The organism is Marinobacter mangrovi (assembly GCF_016798325.1).
Taxonomy (GTDB): domain Bacteria; phylum Pseudomonadota; class Gammaproteobacteria; order Pseudomonadales; family Oleiphilaceae; genus Marinobacter_A; species Marinobacter_A mangrovi.
Map to the genome: position 1 here is coordinate 12,417 of NZ_JAERVO010000006.1, position 16,343 is coordinate 28,759.

Genomic DNA, 16,343 nt, shown 5'->3' on the forward strand with positions numbered 1-16,343 from the left:
GCTCCTTACACAATCGGGTTATGAACGGTGACCAGCTTCGTTCCATCTGGGAACGTCGCTTCCACCTGGACTTCGTCGACCATTTCCGCGACGCCTTCCATCACGTCGTCCCGGGTCAGCACTTCGGTGCCCAGGCTCATGAGTTCCGCGACGGTGCGGCCTTCGCGGGCGCCCTCGAGGATTTCGGCGCTGATCAGGGCCACGGATTCCGGGTAGTTGAGCTTGAGGCCCTTGGCCTTGCGACGCTCGGCGAGCAGAGCTGCGGTGAACAGCATCAGCTTGTCTTTGTCTCTGGGGGTGAGTTCCATCGTCGTAACTCCGTTGTTTGCGATGTTCTTTTGTCTTTTATGGTGTAGCCGACGCTTTAGCTTCGGAGCGGGCCGTAGGACCGCCGGATGTTGGCCGGGCGTCTGGCGACGCCTCCGAAGCTGAAGCGTCGGCTACATTGGTTCGTGCTTCCTGTTCTTGGTGACGCCTCCGAAGCTGAAGCATCGGCTACATTGGTTCGTGCATCTATGTGAGCCAGATGCGCGGTATGTGCGCCTCCTGCCCGGTCAATCCCGGCCTCAGGATCTCCCACGCCTGCTGGCAAATGGCCCAGGCTTCGTTGCGTTCGTGTCCGATGTAGCGCAGCAGCAACACGCCCCGGCGGCGGGTGACCGCCCATCTCGGGTTCGCGGTGATCTGCTCGCGCAGGGCTTCGATGGCTTCGTTTTCATCCCCTAGACCCACCGCCCACAGCGTGGCCTGGACGGTGCTGCCGCCCTGCCCCCAGTGGCCCTTGAACCGGGGATGCGTCGGGTCCATCGGCTGGCGTTCGATCCACAGGGGGCGGCCGTCGCGGGTCAGGCGGAAGCGTTGTTCCAGGTGGCCGCTGACGAACGGCAGATCCCCCACCGGACGGCCGAGGGCCAGCACTTCCCAGCCAATGCAGCGGGCCGATCCGGTGAGGTCGATGGTGGTGGTCTGTTCACCCCGTGAGCCGTCGAAGGCGAGGGTTTCCTGGGGCAGCCATTCCAGGGTGGCGCCGTCGGCCACGTTCAGGTGCGTGTGCTGGGCCCAGGCGACGCCGTGGCTGTCTGCCTTGTAGAGCTTGGCGGCGGCGGGCGTGGTCAGCAGCGCGTGCGCGCCTTCCGCCAACGAGGCGGTGATGGACAGCGCGTCACCGCTCACCAGTCCGCCGGGCGGATGCAGCAGGTACACGTGGCAGCAGCCGTCGCGGCCTTCCGGGTAGAAGGGTTTCTGGACCCGCAGCGGGCCGTAGTGGCGGCGGCGAACCAGTCGGGTGATGCGCTGCAGCGACTCGCGCCGGGCTTCGAAACCCAGTTCGATGGACGCCGCCCAGCGCCGCCCGGTATCGAAGCGGTGGCCCGAGTCGTTGGCGGACTCGCGGTCGTTGGGCAGCGGCGTGTTCAGGGGGGCAAAAATCGTCATACGGTCAGGTGCTGCTTGATGAGTGCGTCGGACAGCTCGGCGATCTCGCCTTCAGCCACACGACGGCCCCGGTCCATGATGGCGAAACGGTCGGCGTACTTGCGGGCAAACGGCAGTTTCTGTTCCACCAGCAGCACGGTCAGACCGTCTTCCTCGATCAGCTTGCGGATGACCTCGCCGATCTGGGCGACGATGTTGGGCTGGATGCCCTCGCCCGGTTCGTCGAGGATCAGCAGGCGCGGTTCGATCACCAGTGCCCGGCCGATGGCCAGTTGCTGTTGCTGGCCGCCGGAGAGGTCGCCGCCGCGGCGATTCTTCATTTCCCTGAGCACCGGGAACAGCTCGTAGACCCGTTCCGGGATGGTCTTGCTGCCGTCCTGCCGCACGGCCAGGCCGGTGCGCAGGTTTTCCTCGACGGTCAGCAGCGGAAAAATCTGCCGCCCCTGGGGAACATAGCCGATGCCCAGACGGGAGCGGTCCTCGATCTTGCGTTGGGTCAATTCCACGTCGCCGGCGAACAGGATGCGGCCGTCCTTGACGCTTTCCTCACCCATGACGCATTTCATCAGGGTGGTCTTGCCCACGCCGTTGCGGCCCATGACGCAGGTGCACTGGCCCTGGGGCACGTCCAGGTCGAGGTCCCAGAGGGTGTGGCTCTCGCCGTAGAACTGGTTGAGTTTTTCGATCTTGAGCATCAGGCGCCCTCCCCCAGATAGACTTCGATCACCTTGGGATCGTTGGACACGTCGTCCATAGAACCTTCCGCCAGCACGCTGCCCTGATGCAGGACGGTGACGGTGCGGGCGATGGAGCGGACGAAGCCCATGTCGTGCTCGACGACGACCACGGACTGCTTACCCGCCAGGCTGGTGAGCAGTTCGGCGGTGCGCTCCATTTCCTGTTCGGTCATGCCGGCGACGGGTTCGTCCACCAGCAGCAGGCGCGGCTTCTGCATCAGCAGCATGCCGATCTCCAGCCACTGTTTCTGGCCGTGGGAGAGGATGCCCGCCTCGCGGTGGCGCAGGTCGGTGAGGCCGATGGTGGTCAACACTTCGTCGATGCGGGCCTTGGCCTCGCCGGTGAGTCGGGCGGTCAGGGTCGGCAGCACCCGCTTGTCGGTGGCCATGGCCAGCTCGAGGTTTTCGAACACGGTCAGGGCCTCGAACACGGTGGGCTTCTGGAACTTGCGGCCGATGCCGAGGCTGGCGATGTCCGGCTCGTTCATCGTCAGCAGGTTGTGACGGCTGCCGAACCAGACCGAGCCCACGTCCGGGCGGGTCTTGCCGGTGATGATGTCCATCATCGTGGTCTTGCCCGCGCCGTTGGGACCGATGATGCAGCGCAGCTCGCCGTCGTCGATGGTCAGGTTCAGGTTGTTGATGGCCCGGAAGCCGTCGAAGCTGACGGTGACGTCTTCCAGGTAGAGGATCGGCCCGTGACGGACGTCCACCGGGGACGCCGTCGGGGTCAGGAAATCAAAGACCCGGTCGCGGTGGGTCAGCTCGCTCATGATGCTCATGCGGTGGCCTCCTTGCCGCTGGTGGGTGCTTCGGATTCATCATCCGTTTTCTTTTTCAGGCCCGGGAGCAGGCCAGCGATGCCCTTGGGCAGGAACACGGTGACCAGCACGAACAGCGCGCCCAGGGCGAACAGCCACGCGTCCGGCATGATGCCGGTGAACACGGTCTTGGCGTAGTTGACGATGATCGCGCCGATGACCGCCCCGTAGAGCGTCGCGCGGCCGCCGAGAGCCACCCACACCACGATCTCGATGGAGAACAGCGGCGAGAATTCACTGGGGTTGATGATGCCCACCTGAGGCACGTAAAGCGCCCCGGCGACGCCCGCCAGCATGGCGGAGACCACGAACACGAACAGCTGCACCCGTTCCACCCGATAGCCTAGGAACCGCGTGCGCGCCTCGGCGTCCCGGCAGGCCACGCTGACCCGGCCCAGCTTGGAGGTGACGATGGCGCGGCAGATCACGTAGCCCACCGCCAGCGCGATGCCGGTGGCGATGAACAAGCCGAGGCGGGCGGCGTCGGTGCGCAGGTCGAAGCCGAGGATGTCCTTGAAGTCGGTCAGCCCGTTGTTGCCGCCGAAGCCCATCTCGTTGCGGAAGAAGGCCAGCATCAGGGCGAAGGTCAGCGCCTGGGTGATGATCGACAGGTAGACGCCGGTTACCCGCGAGCGGAAGGCGAGGAAGCCGAACACCAGCGCCAGCAGGCCCGGGGCCAGCAGCACCATGATGAAGGCGAACCAGGCCATGTCGAAGCCGTGCCAGTACCAGGGCAGCGAGTCCCAGTTCAGGAACACCATGAAGTCCGGCAGGGTCGGGTCGCCGTAGACGCCGCGATCGCCGATCTGGCGCATCAGGTACATGCCCATGGCGTAGCCGCCGAGGGCAAAGAAGGCGCCGTGGCCCAGGCTGAGGATACCGAGGTAGCCCCAGACCAGATCCACCGCCACCGCCAGCAGTGCGTAGCACAGGTACTTGCCCAGCAGGGTGACGGTGTAGGAACTCACGTACAGGGCGCTGCCTTCCGGCATCACCAGGTGCAGCACGGAAACGACCATGACGGCCAGGAACAGCACGCCCAGGAAGATCTGGGTCGAGCGCTCAGTAAACGGGCGTGTGAGCCAGGATTGGGAGTAACTCATGGATCAGCCCTCTGCCGCTCGGCCCTTTTGCGGGAATAATCCGCGCGGGCGTTTCTGGATGAACAGGATGATGAAGACCAGCACCAGGATCTTGGCCAGGACGGCGCCCGCCCAGGGTTCCAGCAGCTGGTTGATGGTGCCCAGCGACAGACCGGCCACCAGCGTGCCCCACAGGTTCCCGACGCCGCCGAACACCACCACCATGAAAGAGTCGATGATGTAGTTCTGGCCCAGGTTGGGACCGACGTTGGTAATCTGCGACAGGGCCACGCCCGCCAGCCCGGCAACGCCGGAGCCGAGGGCGAAGGTCATGATGTCCACCTTGGTGGCCTTGATGCCCATGGAGCGGGCCATGGCGCGGTTCTGGGTGACGGCGCGCACTTCCAGACCCAGGCGGGTCTTGCGCATGATCAGCATCAGGCCGACGAACACAACCAGCGCGAAGCCGATGATGTAGAGCCGGTTCAGCGTGAGTGACAGGGCCTCGTTCACCATGATGGAGCCGCTCATCCAGTCCGGCGTGACCACCGTGCGGTTGAGCGGGGAAATGACGGTCCGGACCAGCTGCTGCAGTACCAGGCTGATGCCGAAGGTGGCCAGCAGGGTTTCCAGCGGGCGGCCCTTCAGGAACTGGATGACGCTGCGCTCGATGGCCACGCCCGCCAGCGCGGAGACCAGGAAGCCCGCCGGGATGGACAGGATCAGCGCCAGTCCCGGCTGACCCGGCAGCATCTGCTGCATGCCCCAGGTGGTGTAGGCGCCGAGCATGATCAGCTCGCCGTGGGCCATGTTGATCACGCCCATGACGCCGAAGGTGATGGCCAGGCCGATGGCCGCCAGCACCAGCACGGAACCGAGCGACAGGCCGAAGTACAGGGTCTCGGCGGCGCGGTTCCATTTGAGTTTGGTTTCGATGGAGGCCAGCGCGTCCTGGGCCGCTTGCTTGAGGGCCGGATCGTCGCTGTAGGTGGCGCTGTTCAGGGCGGCGCGGGCTTCGGAGTTGAGGCTGCCGGAGAGCGTCTTCACGGCCCCGATGTCGCCCTGCTCTTCCACCTTGTAGATCGCCAGGGCCTCGTCCAGCGTGGCCTTGACGTCGGCGTCTTCCTCGCTGGCCATCAGCTCGGTCAGCTTCTTGGCCATGGCTTCATCAACGTTGCCGCGCAGGCCCCGGGCCGCTTCCAGACGCTTGTCGGCGTCGTTCACGGTCAGGTCGATGACCGAGAGGATGCCGTCGATCTCGCTGCGCAGGGAGTTGTTGACGCGGATGGTATCCAGGTCGCGGCGGGAGATCTCGCCCAGGTCGTCGCCGGTCAGGGCGTCCTGGACGGTCCAGTTGCGGCCGCGGTTGGACAGTACGATGACGAATTTTCCGGAGTCCTCAACTTTAGCGAGCTTTCCGGCGGAGAAGGCTTCCAGCCAGCCCCGGGCCCGCTCGTCGCCACTGCGGGCGATCTCACCGGCGATCTTCCCTTTCTGGGCGTAGGAAGCGTCCGCCAGTTGGGTCAGTAACGACTGCGCCTGCTCGTCGTTGGCCTGGGCGTGCCCCAGCACCGGCAACGACAGCAGGCAGACAATAAGCAGCTGTTTGAGCGATCGGATGATGCTCATGGTTGCGTCCTATCCAATGTGAATCCTTGTGGCGGCGACGCTTCGAAAAAGGGCTGTGACAACCCAACGACAGTCCCTTTCGGAAACGCCCGCCCTGTGCCTTGAGGTGGGCGGGTGCCCCGAAGGACACCCGCACCGGATGGTGCCTTACTCGGCAGCGACTTCAGACTTGCCACCGCAGGACTTGGTGACGACGTTGTAGTTGCCGCAGTGCAGGGGCTTGCGCCAGTCACTGATCAGGTCCTTGGAACCCGGCAGGTAATCCGACCACGCATCGCCCGCAACGGTGGACGGGGTCTGCCAGACGACGGAGAACTGACCGTTGTCCTGGATCTCGCCGATCAGCACCGGCTTGGTGATGTGATGGTTCGGCATCATGGTGGCGTAGCCGCCGGTCAGGTTCGGTACGGACACGCCGATGATGGCGTCCTTGACCGCGTCCACGTCGGTGGTGCCCGCCTTCTTGACCGCTTCTTTCCACATGTTGAAGCCGATGTAGTGCGCTTCCATCGGGTCGTTGGTCACGGCGTCTTCCTTGCCGGTGTAGGCGACCCACTTGTCGATGAAGTCGTAGTTGGCGTCGGTGTCGACGCTCATGAAATAGTTCCACGCGGCCAGGTGACCGACCAGCGGGCCGGTGTCGATGCCGGACAGTTCCTGCTCACCCACGGAGAAGGCGACGACCGGGATGTCCTCGGCCTTGATGCCCTGGTTGGCCAGTTCGCGGTAGAACGGGACGTTGGCGTCGCCGTTGATAGTGGAGACCACAGCGGTCTTCTTGCCCTGGCTGCCGAAGGTCTTGATGTCGGAGACGATGGACTGCCAGTTGGAATGACCGAACGGCGTGTAGTTGACCATGATGTCGTCATCGGCCACGCCGTGATCCTTCAGGTAGGCCTCGAGGATCTTGTTGGTGGTGCGCGGGTACACGTAGTCGGTGCCCGCCAGGACCCAGCGCTTCACGCCGACCTGGTTCATCAGGTAGTTCACCGCCGGGATCGCCTGCTGGTTGGGCGCGGCACCGGTGTAGAACACGTTCTCGGAGGATTCTTCACCTTCGTACTGGACCGGGTAGAACAGCAGGCCGTTCAGTTCCTCGACCACCGGCAGTACGGATTTACGGGAGACGGACGTCCAGTTACCGAAGATGACGTCGACTTTGTCCTTGGCCAGCAGCTCGCGGGCCTTCTCGGCGAACAGCGGCCAGTTGGAGGCCGGATCCACCACCACCGGCTCGAGCTTGCGACCCAGCAGGCCGCCGTTCTCGTTCTGCTCCTTGATGAGCATGAGCATGGTGTCTTTCAGGGTGGATTCACTGATGGCCATGGTGCCGGACAGGGAGTGAAGGATACCGACCTTGATCGGGCCTTCGTCGGCGGCAGCCACCGGGGCAGAAACGGAAACAGTCAGAGACAGAGCCAGCGCAGATAAACCTGCTGTTATTTGCTTTTTGATTTTCATGGAATGCGTCCTTTTATCCTGGTTGGGTTTTCCAATGCTTCAAACGCATCCCAGGGCAGTGCATCCGGCATTCCAGCACTGAATTACCTTTTATATTTCATGGATTTATCTAGTATACAAGGCTTAAAATCGCCTCTCTCACGACGACACCGACGCCCCGATAGAAGTCAGGCGCTCTATTTGCGCACCATATAAGTGCAACGCTACCGAAAGTCCGGTCCTCGGGCTGCCGGCGGAAAACTTCAATATCGGCAAAGAGTTACTGAATCACCTCGAATATCGCCTCCCTGGCACCCTGATGCGCACCGTGATGGCGCCACTGATCGGTCCCTGCTCACGCGCAGTGCATTCGAAGACGCACCATTAGGTGCAACGAATCACCAGCCGCTTGTTTTTAAAGGCTTTCCAACCATCGATCTGGAATGGCACGCGGCTTGCGAAAGGCTCTTGTATACAAGGGAGCCACGCCTCCCTCCCCGCTGACCACAAAGGATGTTCCCATGACCGACCTTCGAGGATGGACGCTCGCCGAGTGGCGTGAGGCCTACCAGCACCAGAAGACACCGGCGGAATTGCTGCCCCGATTGCTGGACCAGCTCGCCGAGGACGACCCGGCCTGGATCAGCCGACTGACCCACGATCAACTGGATGCGGCGCTGTCGGACCTGGCGCATCGCCTGGAGCGGGCAGGCGGCGATCGGAAAAGGCTGCCGCTGTATGGCATCCCTTGCGCGGTGAAGGACAACATCGATGTTGCCGGCTTCCCCACCACCGCGGCCTGCCCCGATTTCGCCTACACGCCGGAGAAGGACGCCGCCGCCGTAAGCCGGTTGCGGGCGGCCGGCGCGATCATCATCGGCAAGACCAACCTGGACCAGTTTGCCACTGGTCTGGTGGGCACCCGCTCGCCTTACGGTGAAGTGCCCAACAGCTTCAACCCCGACTTTGTCAGTGGGGGCTCCAGCTCCGGTTCCGCATCGGTGGTGGCCCGCGGGCTGGTGCCGTTTTCGCTGGGGACGGACACCGCAGGCTCTGGCCGGGTGCCCGCGGGGCTCAACAACATCGTCGGTCTCAAGCCCACCAAAGGCGCCATCAGCATTGAAGGCGTGGTGCCCGCCTGCCGGTCGCTGGACTGTGTCTCCGTGTTTGCGTTGACCATTGGCGATGCCGGTGAGGTGTTCGAGCTGATCCGCGGGGAGGAACCCGCCGATCCCTATTCCCGCAGCGCGCCGCCCGCGTTTGCCTCGACGCCGGCCCTGCGACGCCCGGGCCCGATCCGTCGTCTGGCCATTCCCGCCAATCCCGACTGGTTCGACGATGCCCGCAATGCCGCAGCCTGGGACACCCTGCTGCGCCGCTGGAGTGCACTGGACGTCACGCTGGTGCCAATGGATTTCACTCTCCTGTTCGAACTGGCTGCCCTGCTCTATGAAGGGCCGTGGGTGGCCGAGCGCCATGCGGCCATCGAATCCTTTATGGCAGAGCATGCGGACGGGATGAACCCGGTGGTGCGCGGCATCATTGAGAAGGCAAAACACTTCTCGGCCACCGATACCTTCAACGCAATCTACCGGCGGGAGGCGCTGCTCAAGGCCATCGATCACCTGCTGAGCGATGTGGATGGATTGCTGGTACCGACCGCGCCGATCACGCCGACCCGGGCGCAAGTCGCCACCGATCCGGTGGGCGTGAACAGCCTGCTGGGCACCTACACCAACTTCGTGAACCTGGCGGACATGAGCGCCCTGGCCATTCCCGCCGGTTTCCGCACCGACGGCCAGCCCTTCGGACTGACCCTGATCAGCGGCGCCTGGCGGGACAGCGACCTGCAGCAGCTCGCCGTCCGCTGGCTGAACAGCCATCCCACAACCCTGGGGGCCACCGGTCGGCCTCGCCCCAAAGAAACGCTGCCAACGTCCGCCGACGGTGAAGCGACCATCGATGTGGCGGTCGTCGGCGCCCACCTGAGCGGCATGCCCCTGAACGGGCAGTTGCTGGAGCGCGAGGCGGAGTGCATCGCAGAAACCACCACCACCTCCAATTACCGGCTTTATGCGCTGCCCGGCACCACACCGGCCAAGCCCGGCCTGCGCCGGGTGGCGGCCGACGACGGTGCGGCCATTATCGTGGAGGTGTGGCGCGTGCCGGCGGCCGCCTTCGGCTCGTTTGTGGACCTGGTGCCACCGCCCCTGGGGATCGGCAACGTGGAACTGGCGGACGGCACCTGGGTCAACGGCTTCGTCTGCGAAGGCTATGGCTTCGAAGGAGCGCTGGACGTCACCCATTTCGGCGGCTGGCGCGCCTATATCGAAAGCCTGAAACAGACCACGGCCTGAGGTCGTTATGGCAAAGACACGTGAAACCGAAACGGGCAATGACCCACCACGTCGACGGGGCAGCGTTGCGGACCGGGTCTATGAGGCACTGAAGGAAGACATCTTCGAATTCCGGCTGATTCCCGGCGACAAGTTCAGTGAGGGGGAAGTGGCGACCCGGCTGTCCGCCAGTCGCACGCCGGTACGCGAAGCGCTCTACCGATTGCAGCGGGAAGGCTACGTGGAGGTGCTGTTCCGCAGCGGCTGGCAGGTGCAGCCGCTGGATTCACGCAAGGTGGATGAACTCTACGACCTGCGCATCACCCTGGAACGGGCGGCCGTTCACAAGCTATGCCGTCAGACCACAGCGCCGGCGGTCCTGCGCCAGCTCAATGCGGTCTGGCGACCGGACCACCCATCGGAACGGGCCTTCGGCAGCACCGTTCGGGCGCTGGACGAACATTTTCACTGCGACCTGGTCGCGGCCGCCGGCAATCAGGAAATGACCCGCATCCACCAGGAAATCACCGAGCGCCTGCGCGTCATCCGACGACTCGACTTCACCCGCAGCGACCGGGTGGATGCCACCTACGAAGAACACGCCGAGATCCTTGATGCCCTGGCCAACAACAACCCGGCCGAAGCCGCCGCCAGACTGACCGCGCATATTCGTGCCAGCCAGGCCGCCGTGCGGGAAATCACCATGGAAAAGATTCGCGAGGCGGCGGCCCTGCAGCGCCAGAAAAAGCCGGACTGAACGGCAACTGTCAATCGGTTTACAGACGACGGTGACAATTCCGGCTATGTTGTCGGGCACGACAATAACCGGAAGACGTTCATGGCCCAGACTCCCCGTATCGCAATCTTCGGCGCCGGCAGCATTGGCTGCTACCTGGGCGGTCGCCTGCTGGCCGGGGGCGCCGATGTGGTGATGATCGGCCGCGACCGGCTGGCCACGCTGTTCCAGACGCACCCCTTGCGCGTCAGCGACTACCAGGGCGTCGACAGCACCCTGACGCTGTCGCCCGAGCATTACACCACCGATCCGGCAGCTGTCGCCGGCGCTGATCTGGTGCTGCTTACCGTCAAATCCGCCGCCACCGAGGAAGCCGGCCAGGCCATGGCGCCGTATCTGGCCCCTGGTACCGTCATCATCAGCCTGCAGAACGGGATTTCCAATGCCGAGCGCCTGGCGCCGTTGCTTCCGGAGCAGGCGGTGCTGCCGGGCATGGTGCCCTTTAACGTGCTGCAGCGCTCGCCGGGCCATTTCCACCACGGGACGGAAGGCGAGCTGATGGCGGCCCAACATCCGGCCATCACCCCGGCCATGGTGGACGCCTTTGCCCGCGCGGGCCTGCCCCTGAGCCTGCAGCCCGATATGCGGGCGGTGCTGTGGTCGAAGCTGCTGCTCAATCTCAACAACCCGATCAATGCCCTGTCGGGTCTGCCGCTCAAGGCGGAACTCTCACAACGGGCCTACCGCCTCTGCCTGGCCCGGGCCCAACGGGAAACGCTGGCGTTGCTGCGGGCGGCGGATATTCCCACCGTCAAACTGGCCGCCGTCCCCATGCCGCTGATTCCCTTGGTGATGTCGCTGCCCGACTGGCTGTTCCAGCGGCTGGCCCAGGCGATGCTCTCAATCGACCCGCTGGCGCGCTCGTCCATGTGGGAAGACCTGCAGGCCGGACGACGCACGGAGGTGGACTGGATCAATGGCGAAGTGGTCCAGCTGGCCCGGCGTCTGGGGCGTCCTGCACCGGTGAATCAATGCCTGGTGGATCTGGTCCGCCAGGCCGAGGCGGGCACCCTGAAAAACCTGTCCGGCGAGGACTTGCTGACAAACCTGAACGCCGCGTCACGCAAGGCATGAGGGAATCTGACGACCGACCTTTCCAAACGATTACGTGCGTGTAATCCATTTCGCACACGCGCGAGCGTGAATGTCCGATTTGCCAAATCCCGCGATCCAGTAAACTTGTTTTCAGCAAGGACGCAGAACTGCACGGACGCAGCACAAGGAAGTTACTGCCTGACGGAACAGGCACACAGGGAAAGGACAACCTGAAGGATCAGGTCGCTCAGGGACGGACTCAGCCTGAAGGATCAGGCGCTATAGGGATATTTCAGCCCAACGGATCAGGGCTTTTAAGCCACGGAACGGGTGCACAAGGATTGTGGGCCCGCATCCGTGACTTAACACTTCTCACGGATTCCACCTCGACTGTCTTTTTTCTCCAAACAACACTCACTTCCTGACCCTATCCTCGTCAGCTCCCTGCCGGAGCCTCGACGATGGCTGCGCTTTGCGATCCTGGCCGGTTTGCACGCTGTGCGTTCTTCGCTGAACAACACACTGCAACGAACCATGGAGACTTCATGAAATTTCTCATCTCAGCTTTCTTTGTATTCGCTACCCTGCTTTCCGGCGCCGCCATGGCCGACAGTGCCGCCACGGACAAGGCAGCCACCACCGTTAACATCAACACCGCCGACGCCAAGACCCTGTCCGAGCAACTGGATGGCATCGGTGAGGTGAAGGCCCAGGCCATTATCGATTACCGCAAGGCCAACGGCCCGTTCAAGACCGTCGCCGACCTGGACAAGGTGGACGGTATTGGCGCCGCCACACTGGACAGCAACCGCAGCCACATCACCGTCCAGTAAGCCGCAATCCGCATCAGCCTGCGGGAGCCGGCCCCCGCAGGTTGCCACGCCCGCCGATTCCCGCTAATCTCGCGGCATGATGAAACTGACCCACCTTTTCGGAAAACGCACACCACCGCCTGTCCGGTCCTGAACCGGATATGGTCTGGATAACGCAGCGACTCGCTCTTTTGGGAGCGTAAAGCGCCGCACCCGCCTGTCCGGTTGTTATCTCTACATCCTTCTCTTTTTATACCGGACGAGATTTGAGTCATGACCGTTTTATCCTCAAAGAATGCCGCCGTGCGCGGTGCCATCCTGATCGCCATCGCGGCCGCGCTCTGGGCGACCACCAGCATTGCCGCCAAAACCCTGTTTACCCGAAGTGAGTTGGAGCCGCTGGCCCTGGCTTTTCTGCGCCTGTGCGTAGCCTGCCCGTTTTTCGGTGTGCTGATGTGGCGCACGCGCAAGCCCGGCGGGTTCCGTCTTAGCCGGGGTCTGTTCATCGGACTGGTAGGGCTGGGCTTTTTGCAGGCGGGCTATCAGGGGGCTTACCTGTGGGCCGTCGACCTGACCGGGGCGGGGATCGCTACCCTGATCACGCTCTGCCTGGCGCCGGTTCTTGTCGCCATAGCGGCGGCACCGCTATTGGGCGAGCGCCCCACACTGACCACCGTTCTGGCGCTGATCAGCGCGATTGTCGGCACCCTGATGCTGGTCTCCGGGGATATCAGCAACCCTGACGCCACCCGTCTGGGCGGGGTGATGATTGCCGTCCTGGCGGCGGCGGTCTATGCCGCGTTCACCCTGACCAGCCGGCATGTGTCCGGCAGCGGATCGGTGTTCGGGACGGCCTTTATCTGCTTTACCACCGGCGCCATCGTGCTGGCGCCCATCGCGTACCTGACCGGCAGCCTCGACGGACTGGGCACCCTGGATGGATTCGACTGGCTGCTGATTGCCTACATCGGCATCGTGCCGACCTGCGTGGGCTATGTCTGCTTCTTCCGGGGCATGGAGACCACACCGGCGACCACCTCCAGCATCATCGTGACGCTGGAGCCGCTGTTTGCGGCGCTGTTGGCGTGGATGATCCTGGGAGAGTCGCTGGGCACCCTTGGGGTCATCGGAGCGGTGGTGCTGACAGTGTCGGTGCTGGTGGCGTCGAGAAATGGATCGCCGGCTCGGGACGAGTAACCGGCCTCGGTAGGTTGGGCTGACGCAGGAAGCCCAACACAAAACATGCCGAACAACATCGTCGATCCTGGGAGTCCAGAACGGGCGTAAAGCGGCGTACCGAGTCAAATCGGTTCTGCCTGGAGGCGGTCGCAAGCCTCGAATGTTGGGCTTCCTGCGTCAGCCCAACCTACCCAGGATAATCCGGGGTGAACGCCTTCCCTTCCAATAACCTACAAAAAAGGCCGGGACATGCCCGGCCTTCTTCGTGATTCGGGCCTCAGCCCTCTTGCGCTTCCTTGCGTTGACGCTCCAGCATGTTCGGCTGCAGGATCTCGATCCAATAGCCGTCCGGATCGCGGATGAAGGCCAGGCCTTTCATCTTGCCGTCGTCCGGACGTTTCTGGAACGGTACGCCCAGTGATTCAAAGCGCTCGGCGGCCTGGTAGACGTCCGGCACGGCGATGCCGATGTGGCCGAAGCCCTGGGGCTCGTCGTTGCCGTTGTGGTATTCAAAATCCTCTTTGTCCTCGGTGCCCCAGTTGTGGGTCAGCTCGAGCATGGCTTCGCGGGCGAAAATGTAGGTGGTGCGATGGCCATCGCCCTGCGGCACGGTGGTCGCCTGCCGGTCATCCAGATAGCCGAGGAAGTACAGGGTGAACTGCATTTCGGGGAAATCGAGCTTGCGGATCAGGCGCATGCCCAGCACGCGCGTGTAGAAATCCAGACTGCGCTCTGGATCCTTGATGCGCATCATGGTCTGGTTGAACACATAGCCGTCGGTCGCCGGATCAATTTCGGTGGAAAGACCGGGGGCTTCCTCAAAATGGGGGGTCATGTCATGGCTCCTGTAGTGACGCATGAGAACGAACTCGCTCTCAAAGCAAGACTTCGTTATACGTTTCGAGGATTAAAATTGGACGACGCCGTCAGTCGGCGTCTTGCGTGCGCGTTGTATTCCGGGGCGCCCTGATACACAACAAGGCGGTTTACCACTACATTAACCATGGGGCGCGTCGGCTAAACTTTCAAGCCGTAGTGCCTCCTAATACCCGCCATTCCGGTTTGCCGGCAGTAAGGAAACCCATGAACCCTCTTGGCCAACTTGTTGTTCTCTTCCTCGTGGCGGTGGTCGCCGTACCCTTGTTCAAACGCGCCGGCCTGGGCGCCCTGCTGGGCTATATCGCGGCCGGTGTACTGATCGGCCCCCACGGACTCGGTGTGGTGGGCGATGTGGACAACATGCTGCACATCTCCGAATTCGGGGTCGTGCTGTTGATGTTCGTGATCGGGCTCGAGCTGCAGTTCTCACGCCTGAAAGCCCTGCGCAAACCCATCTTCGGACTGGGCACGATACAGGTGGTCAGCGGCATTGTCGGCATCGGCGGGCTGATCATGCTGGCCGGGTATCCGCTCACTCTGGCCGTCGTTTTGGGCTGCGGCCTGGCGCTGTCTTCCACCGCGTTCGTCCTGCAGTTGCTGGCGGAGAAAAAGGAGCTGGCCACCGGCCACGGCCGCCTGTCGTTCACCATCCTGCTGTTCCAGGATATGGCGGCGGTGCCGATGCTGGCGTTCATCCCGTTCCTCGCCTCCGGCGGTGCGGACGAAGCCGCCAGTTGGCAGGAGATCGCCTACGGCGTCGGCCGCGTAGCCCTGATCTTCGGCGCCATCGTGATCGCCGGCCGCTACCTGCTGCGCCACGCCCTGCGCTTTATCCACGCCACCCGGGTGCGGGAGATTTCCATCGCCGCCACGCTGCTGCTGGTGACCGGCACGGCTTTCCTGATGGAATCCGTCGGCCTGTCGATGGCCCTGGGCGCCTTCGTCGCCGGCGTGCTGCTCGCGGATTCGGAATTCCGCCACCAGCTGGAAGCGGACATCGAGCCGTTCAAAGGGCTGCTGCTGGGGCTGTTCTTTATCTCCGTCGGCATGACGCTGAACCTGGGTGCCGTGTTGGCCGAACCGCTCAAACTGATTGCCGGCGCGGCCCTGCTGATGCTGATCAAAGCCATCCTGGTCGCCGCGATCGGGCGCTGGGGCGGCAAGCTGAATGGCATCAGCGCCATGCGGCTGGGCCTGCTGCTGAGTCAGGGCGGTGAATTTGGCTTCGTGATTTTCTCACTGGCGACGCAGCTGCAGCTGATCGACCGCCAGCTCCACGAACAGCTGATCGCCGTAGTGACCATTTCCATGGTGCTGACACCGCTGGTGCTGTTTGTGTTCGAGACGCTGGTCAAACACTTTGCCAGCGACACCCGACCGCCGTTCGACACGATAGACGATGGCAAAACCGGGGCCGTCATCGCGGGCTTCGGGCGCTTTGGCCAGATCAGCGGTCGTCTGCTCCGCTCGCTGAAGATTCCGTTTACCGCCCTGGACATCAACCCGGACCAGGTAGACGTGGTGCGGCGCTTTGGCAACAAGGTCCACTACGGTGATGCGTCCCAGCTGGACGTTCTGCGCGCCGCGCGTGTGGGCGAAGCCAGCGTGTTCATTCTCGCCATCGATGACATCGATGCCTCGCTGCGCGCCGTGCGATTGGTCCGCCAGTATTTTCCGGACGTCCGCATCCTTGCCCGGGCCCGCAACCGTCGACATGCCCACCTGTTGATGGATGCCGGGGTGCGCTGGCTGGTGCGGGAAACCTACCACTCGGCCCTGCTGATGGCGGAGGAGATGCTGGTCAGCCTGGGTCGTGAGCGTGAAGAGGCCCAGGAGTACGTGCGCCTGTTCCGCGACACCGACCAACGCAACCTGGTCCGCCAGCACGAGAAAGGCCTGCATCACGATGCCGCCAAGATCCTGCAGTCGTCCCGGGATGCCGCCGAGGAATTGCAGCGGCTGTTCGAGGAAGATCAGGACGAGGATGAGAAGAAGGATGGTTGAACGATTGCACCCGGGCCTGAATTAAAAGGCGACGCCGGGGTTTTCCGGATAAAAGTCGGGCGCCTTCGGCGCCTCAGAAGCTAAAGCATCTGCTACATACCCGGGGCGACCGGTCCACCTGATTCGAACCCGCTTATTGGTTAGGCATCCACATGAAGC

Annotated in this window: 14 protein-coding genes; 6 read left to right on the forward strand and 8 right to left on the reverse strand. The window is 63.4% G+C overall.

The window, feature by feature from the left end; all coding sequences use genetic code 11:
• Positions 1 to 5: 5 nt before the first annotated feature.
• The 7 genes from ureA to urtA all read right to left on the reverse strand — a co-directional run bounded on the left by ureA (position 6) and on the right by urtA (position 7,164).
• Positions 6 to 308, reverse strand: coding sequence for an urease subunit gamma (ureA, locus tag JL474_RS16725; RefSeq protein ID WP_111494800.1), 303 nt, complete (start codon positions 306 to 308; stop codon positions 6 to 8).
• 205 nt (positions 309 to 513) lie between these two features.
• Positions 514 to 1,434, reverse strand: a complete 921-nt coding sequence (locus JL474_RS16730; RefSeq protein WP_203142985.1) for an urease accessory protein UreD — start codon at positions 1,432 to 1,434, stop codon at positions 514 to 516.
• On the reverse strand, positions 1,431 to 2,129 hold the full coding sequence (gene urtE / locus JL474_RS16735) for an urea ABC transporter ATP-binding subunit UrtE (protein ID WP_203142986.1): 699 nt from the start codon (positions 2,127 to 2,129) through the stop codon (positions 1,431 to 1,433). Before urtE ends, JL474_RS16730 begins: the two co-directional genes overlap by 4 nt.
• Positions 2,129 to 2,953 (reverse strand): urea ABC transporter ATP-binding protein UrtD, encoded by an 825-nt coding sequence (gene urtD / locus JL474_RS16740; RefSeq protein WP_203142987.1) that lies wholly within the window; start codon positions 2,951 to 2,953, stop codon positions 2,129 to 2,131. Before urtD ends, urtE begins: the two co-directional genes overlap by 1 nt.
• Positions 2,950 to 4,095 (reverse strand): urea ABC transporter permease subunit UrtC, encoded by a 1,146-nt coding sequence (urtC, locus tag JL474_RS16745; protein WP_203142988.1) that lies wholly within the window; start codon positions 4,093 to 4,095, stop codon positions 2,950 to 2,952. Before urtC ends, urtD begins: the two co-directional genes overlap by 4 nt.
• Positions 4,096 to 4,098: 3 nt before the next feature.
• Entirely contained in the window at positions 4,099 to 5,703 is a 1,605-nt protein-coding gene (urtB, locus tag JL474_RS16750; RefSeq protein ID WP_203142989.1) for an urea ABC transporter permease subunit UrtB, read from the reverse strand.
• A gap of 147 nt (positions 5,704 to 5,850) precedes the next feature.
• Entirely contained in the window at positions 5,851 to 7,164 is a 1,314-nt protein-coding gene (urtA, locus tag JL474_RS16755) for an urea ABC transporter substrate-binding protein (protein ID WP_203142990.1), read from the reverse strand.
• A gap of 500 nt (positions 7,165 to 7,664) precedes the next feature.
• Between urtA and atzF the strand changes: the two genes are divergently transcribed.
• From atzF to JL474_RS16780, 5 genes are all read left to right on the forward strand, one after another.
• Positions 7,665 to 9,500: an allophanate hydrolase gene (gene atzF, locus JL474_RS16760; RefSeq protein ID WP_203142991.1), complete on the forward strand. Its 1,836-nt coding sequence runs from the start codon at positions 7,665 to 7,667 to the stop codon at positions 9,498 to 9,500.
• A 7-nt stretch (positions 9,501 to 9,507) separates the two neighbouring features.
• A complete protein-coding gene (locus JL474_RS16765; RefSeq protein WP_203142992.1) occupies positions 9,508 to 10,236 on the forward strand; it encodes a GntR family transcriptional regulator in 729 nt (242 codons plus the stop codon).
• An 81-nt stretch (positions 10,237 to 10,317) separates the two neighbouring features.
• A complete protein-coding gene (locus JL474_RS16770) occupies positions 10,318 to 11,349 on the forward strand; it encodes a 2-dehydropantoate 2-reductase (RefSeq protein WP_203142993.1) in 1,032 nt (343 codons plus the stop codon).
• A gap of 506 nt (positions 11,350 to 11,855) precedes the next feature.
• Entirely contained in the window at positions 11,856 to 12,143 is a 288-nt protein-coding gene (locus JL474_RS16775) for a ComEA family DNA-binding protein (RefSeq protein ID WP_123635091.1), read from the forward strand.
• Between the two features lie 252 nt (positions 12,144 to 12,395).
• Positions 12,396 to 13,319, forward strand: a complete 924-nt coding sequence (locus tag JL474_RS16780; RefSeq protein ID WP_203142994.1) for a DMT family transporter — start codon at positions 12,396 to 12,398, stop codon at positions 13,317 to 13,319.
• Positions 13,320 to 13,578: 259 nt separating this feature from the next.
• Here JL474_RS16780 and gloA read toward each other — a convergent pair whose 3' ends face one another.
• Complete coding sequence (gene gloA, locus JL474_RS16785) at positions 13,579 to 14,136, reverse strand: lactoylglutathione lyase (RefSeq protein WP_123635089.1); 558 nt, start codon at positions 14,134 to 14,136, stop codon at positions 13,579 to 13,581.
• A gap of 248 nt (positions 14,137 to 14,384) precedes the next feature.
• On the opposite strand from gloA, the gene JL474_RS16790 reads away from it, so the two are divergent.
• A complete protein-coding gene (locus JL474_RS16790) occupies positions 14,385 to 16,184 on the forward strand; it encodes a monovalent cation:proton antiporter-2 (CPA2) family protein (RefSeq protein ID WP_203142995.1) in 1,800 nt (599 codons plus the stop codon).
• The last annotated feature ends 159 nt before the right edge of the window (positions 16,185 to 16,343 follow it).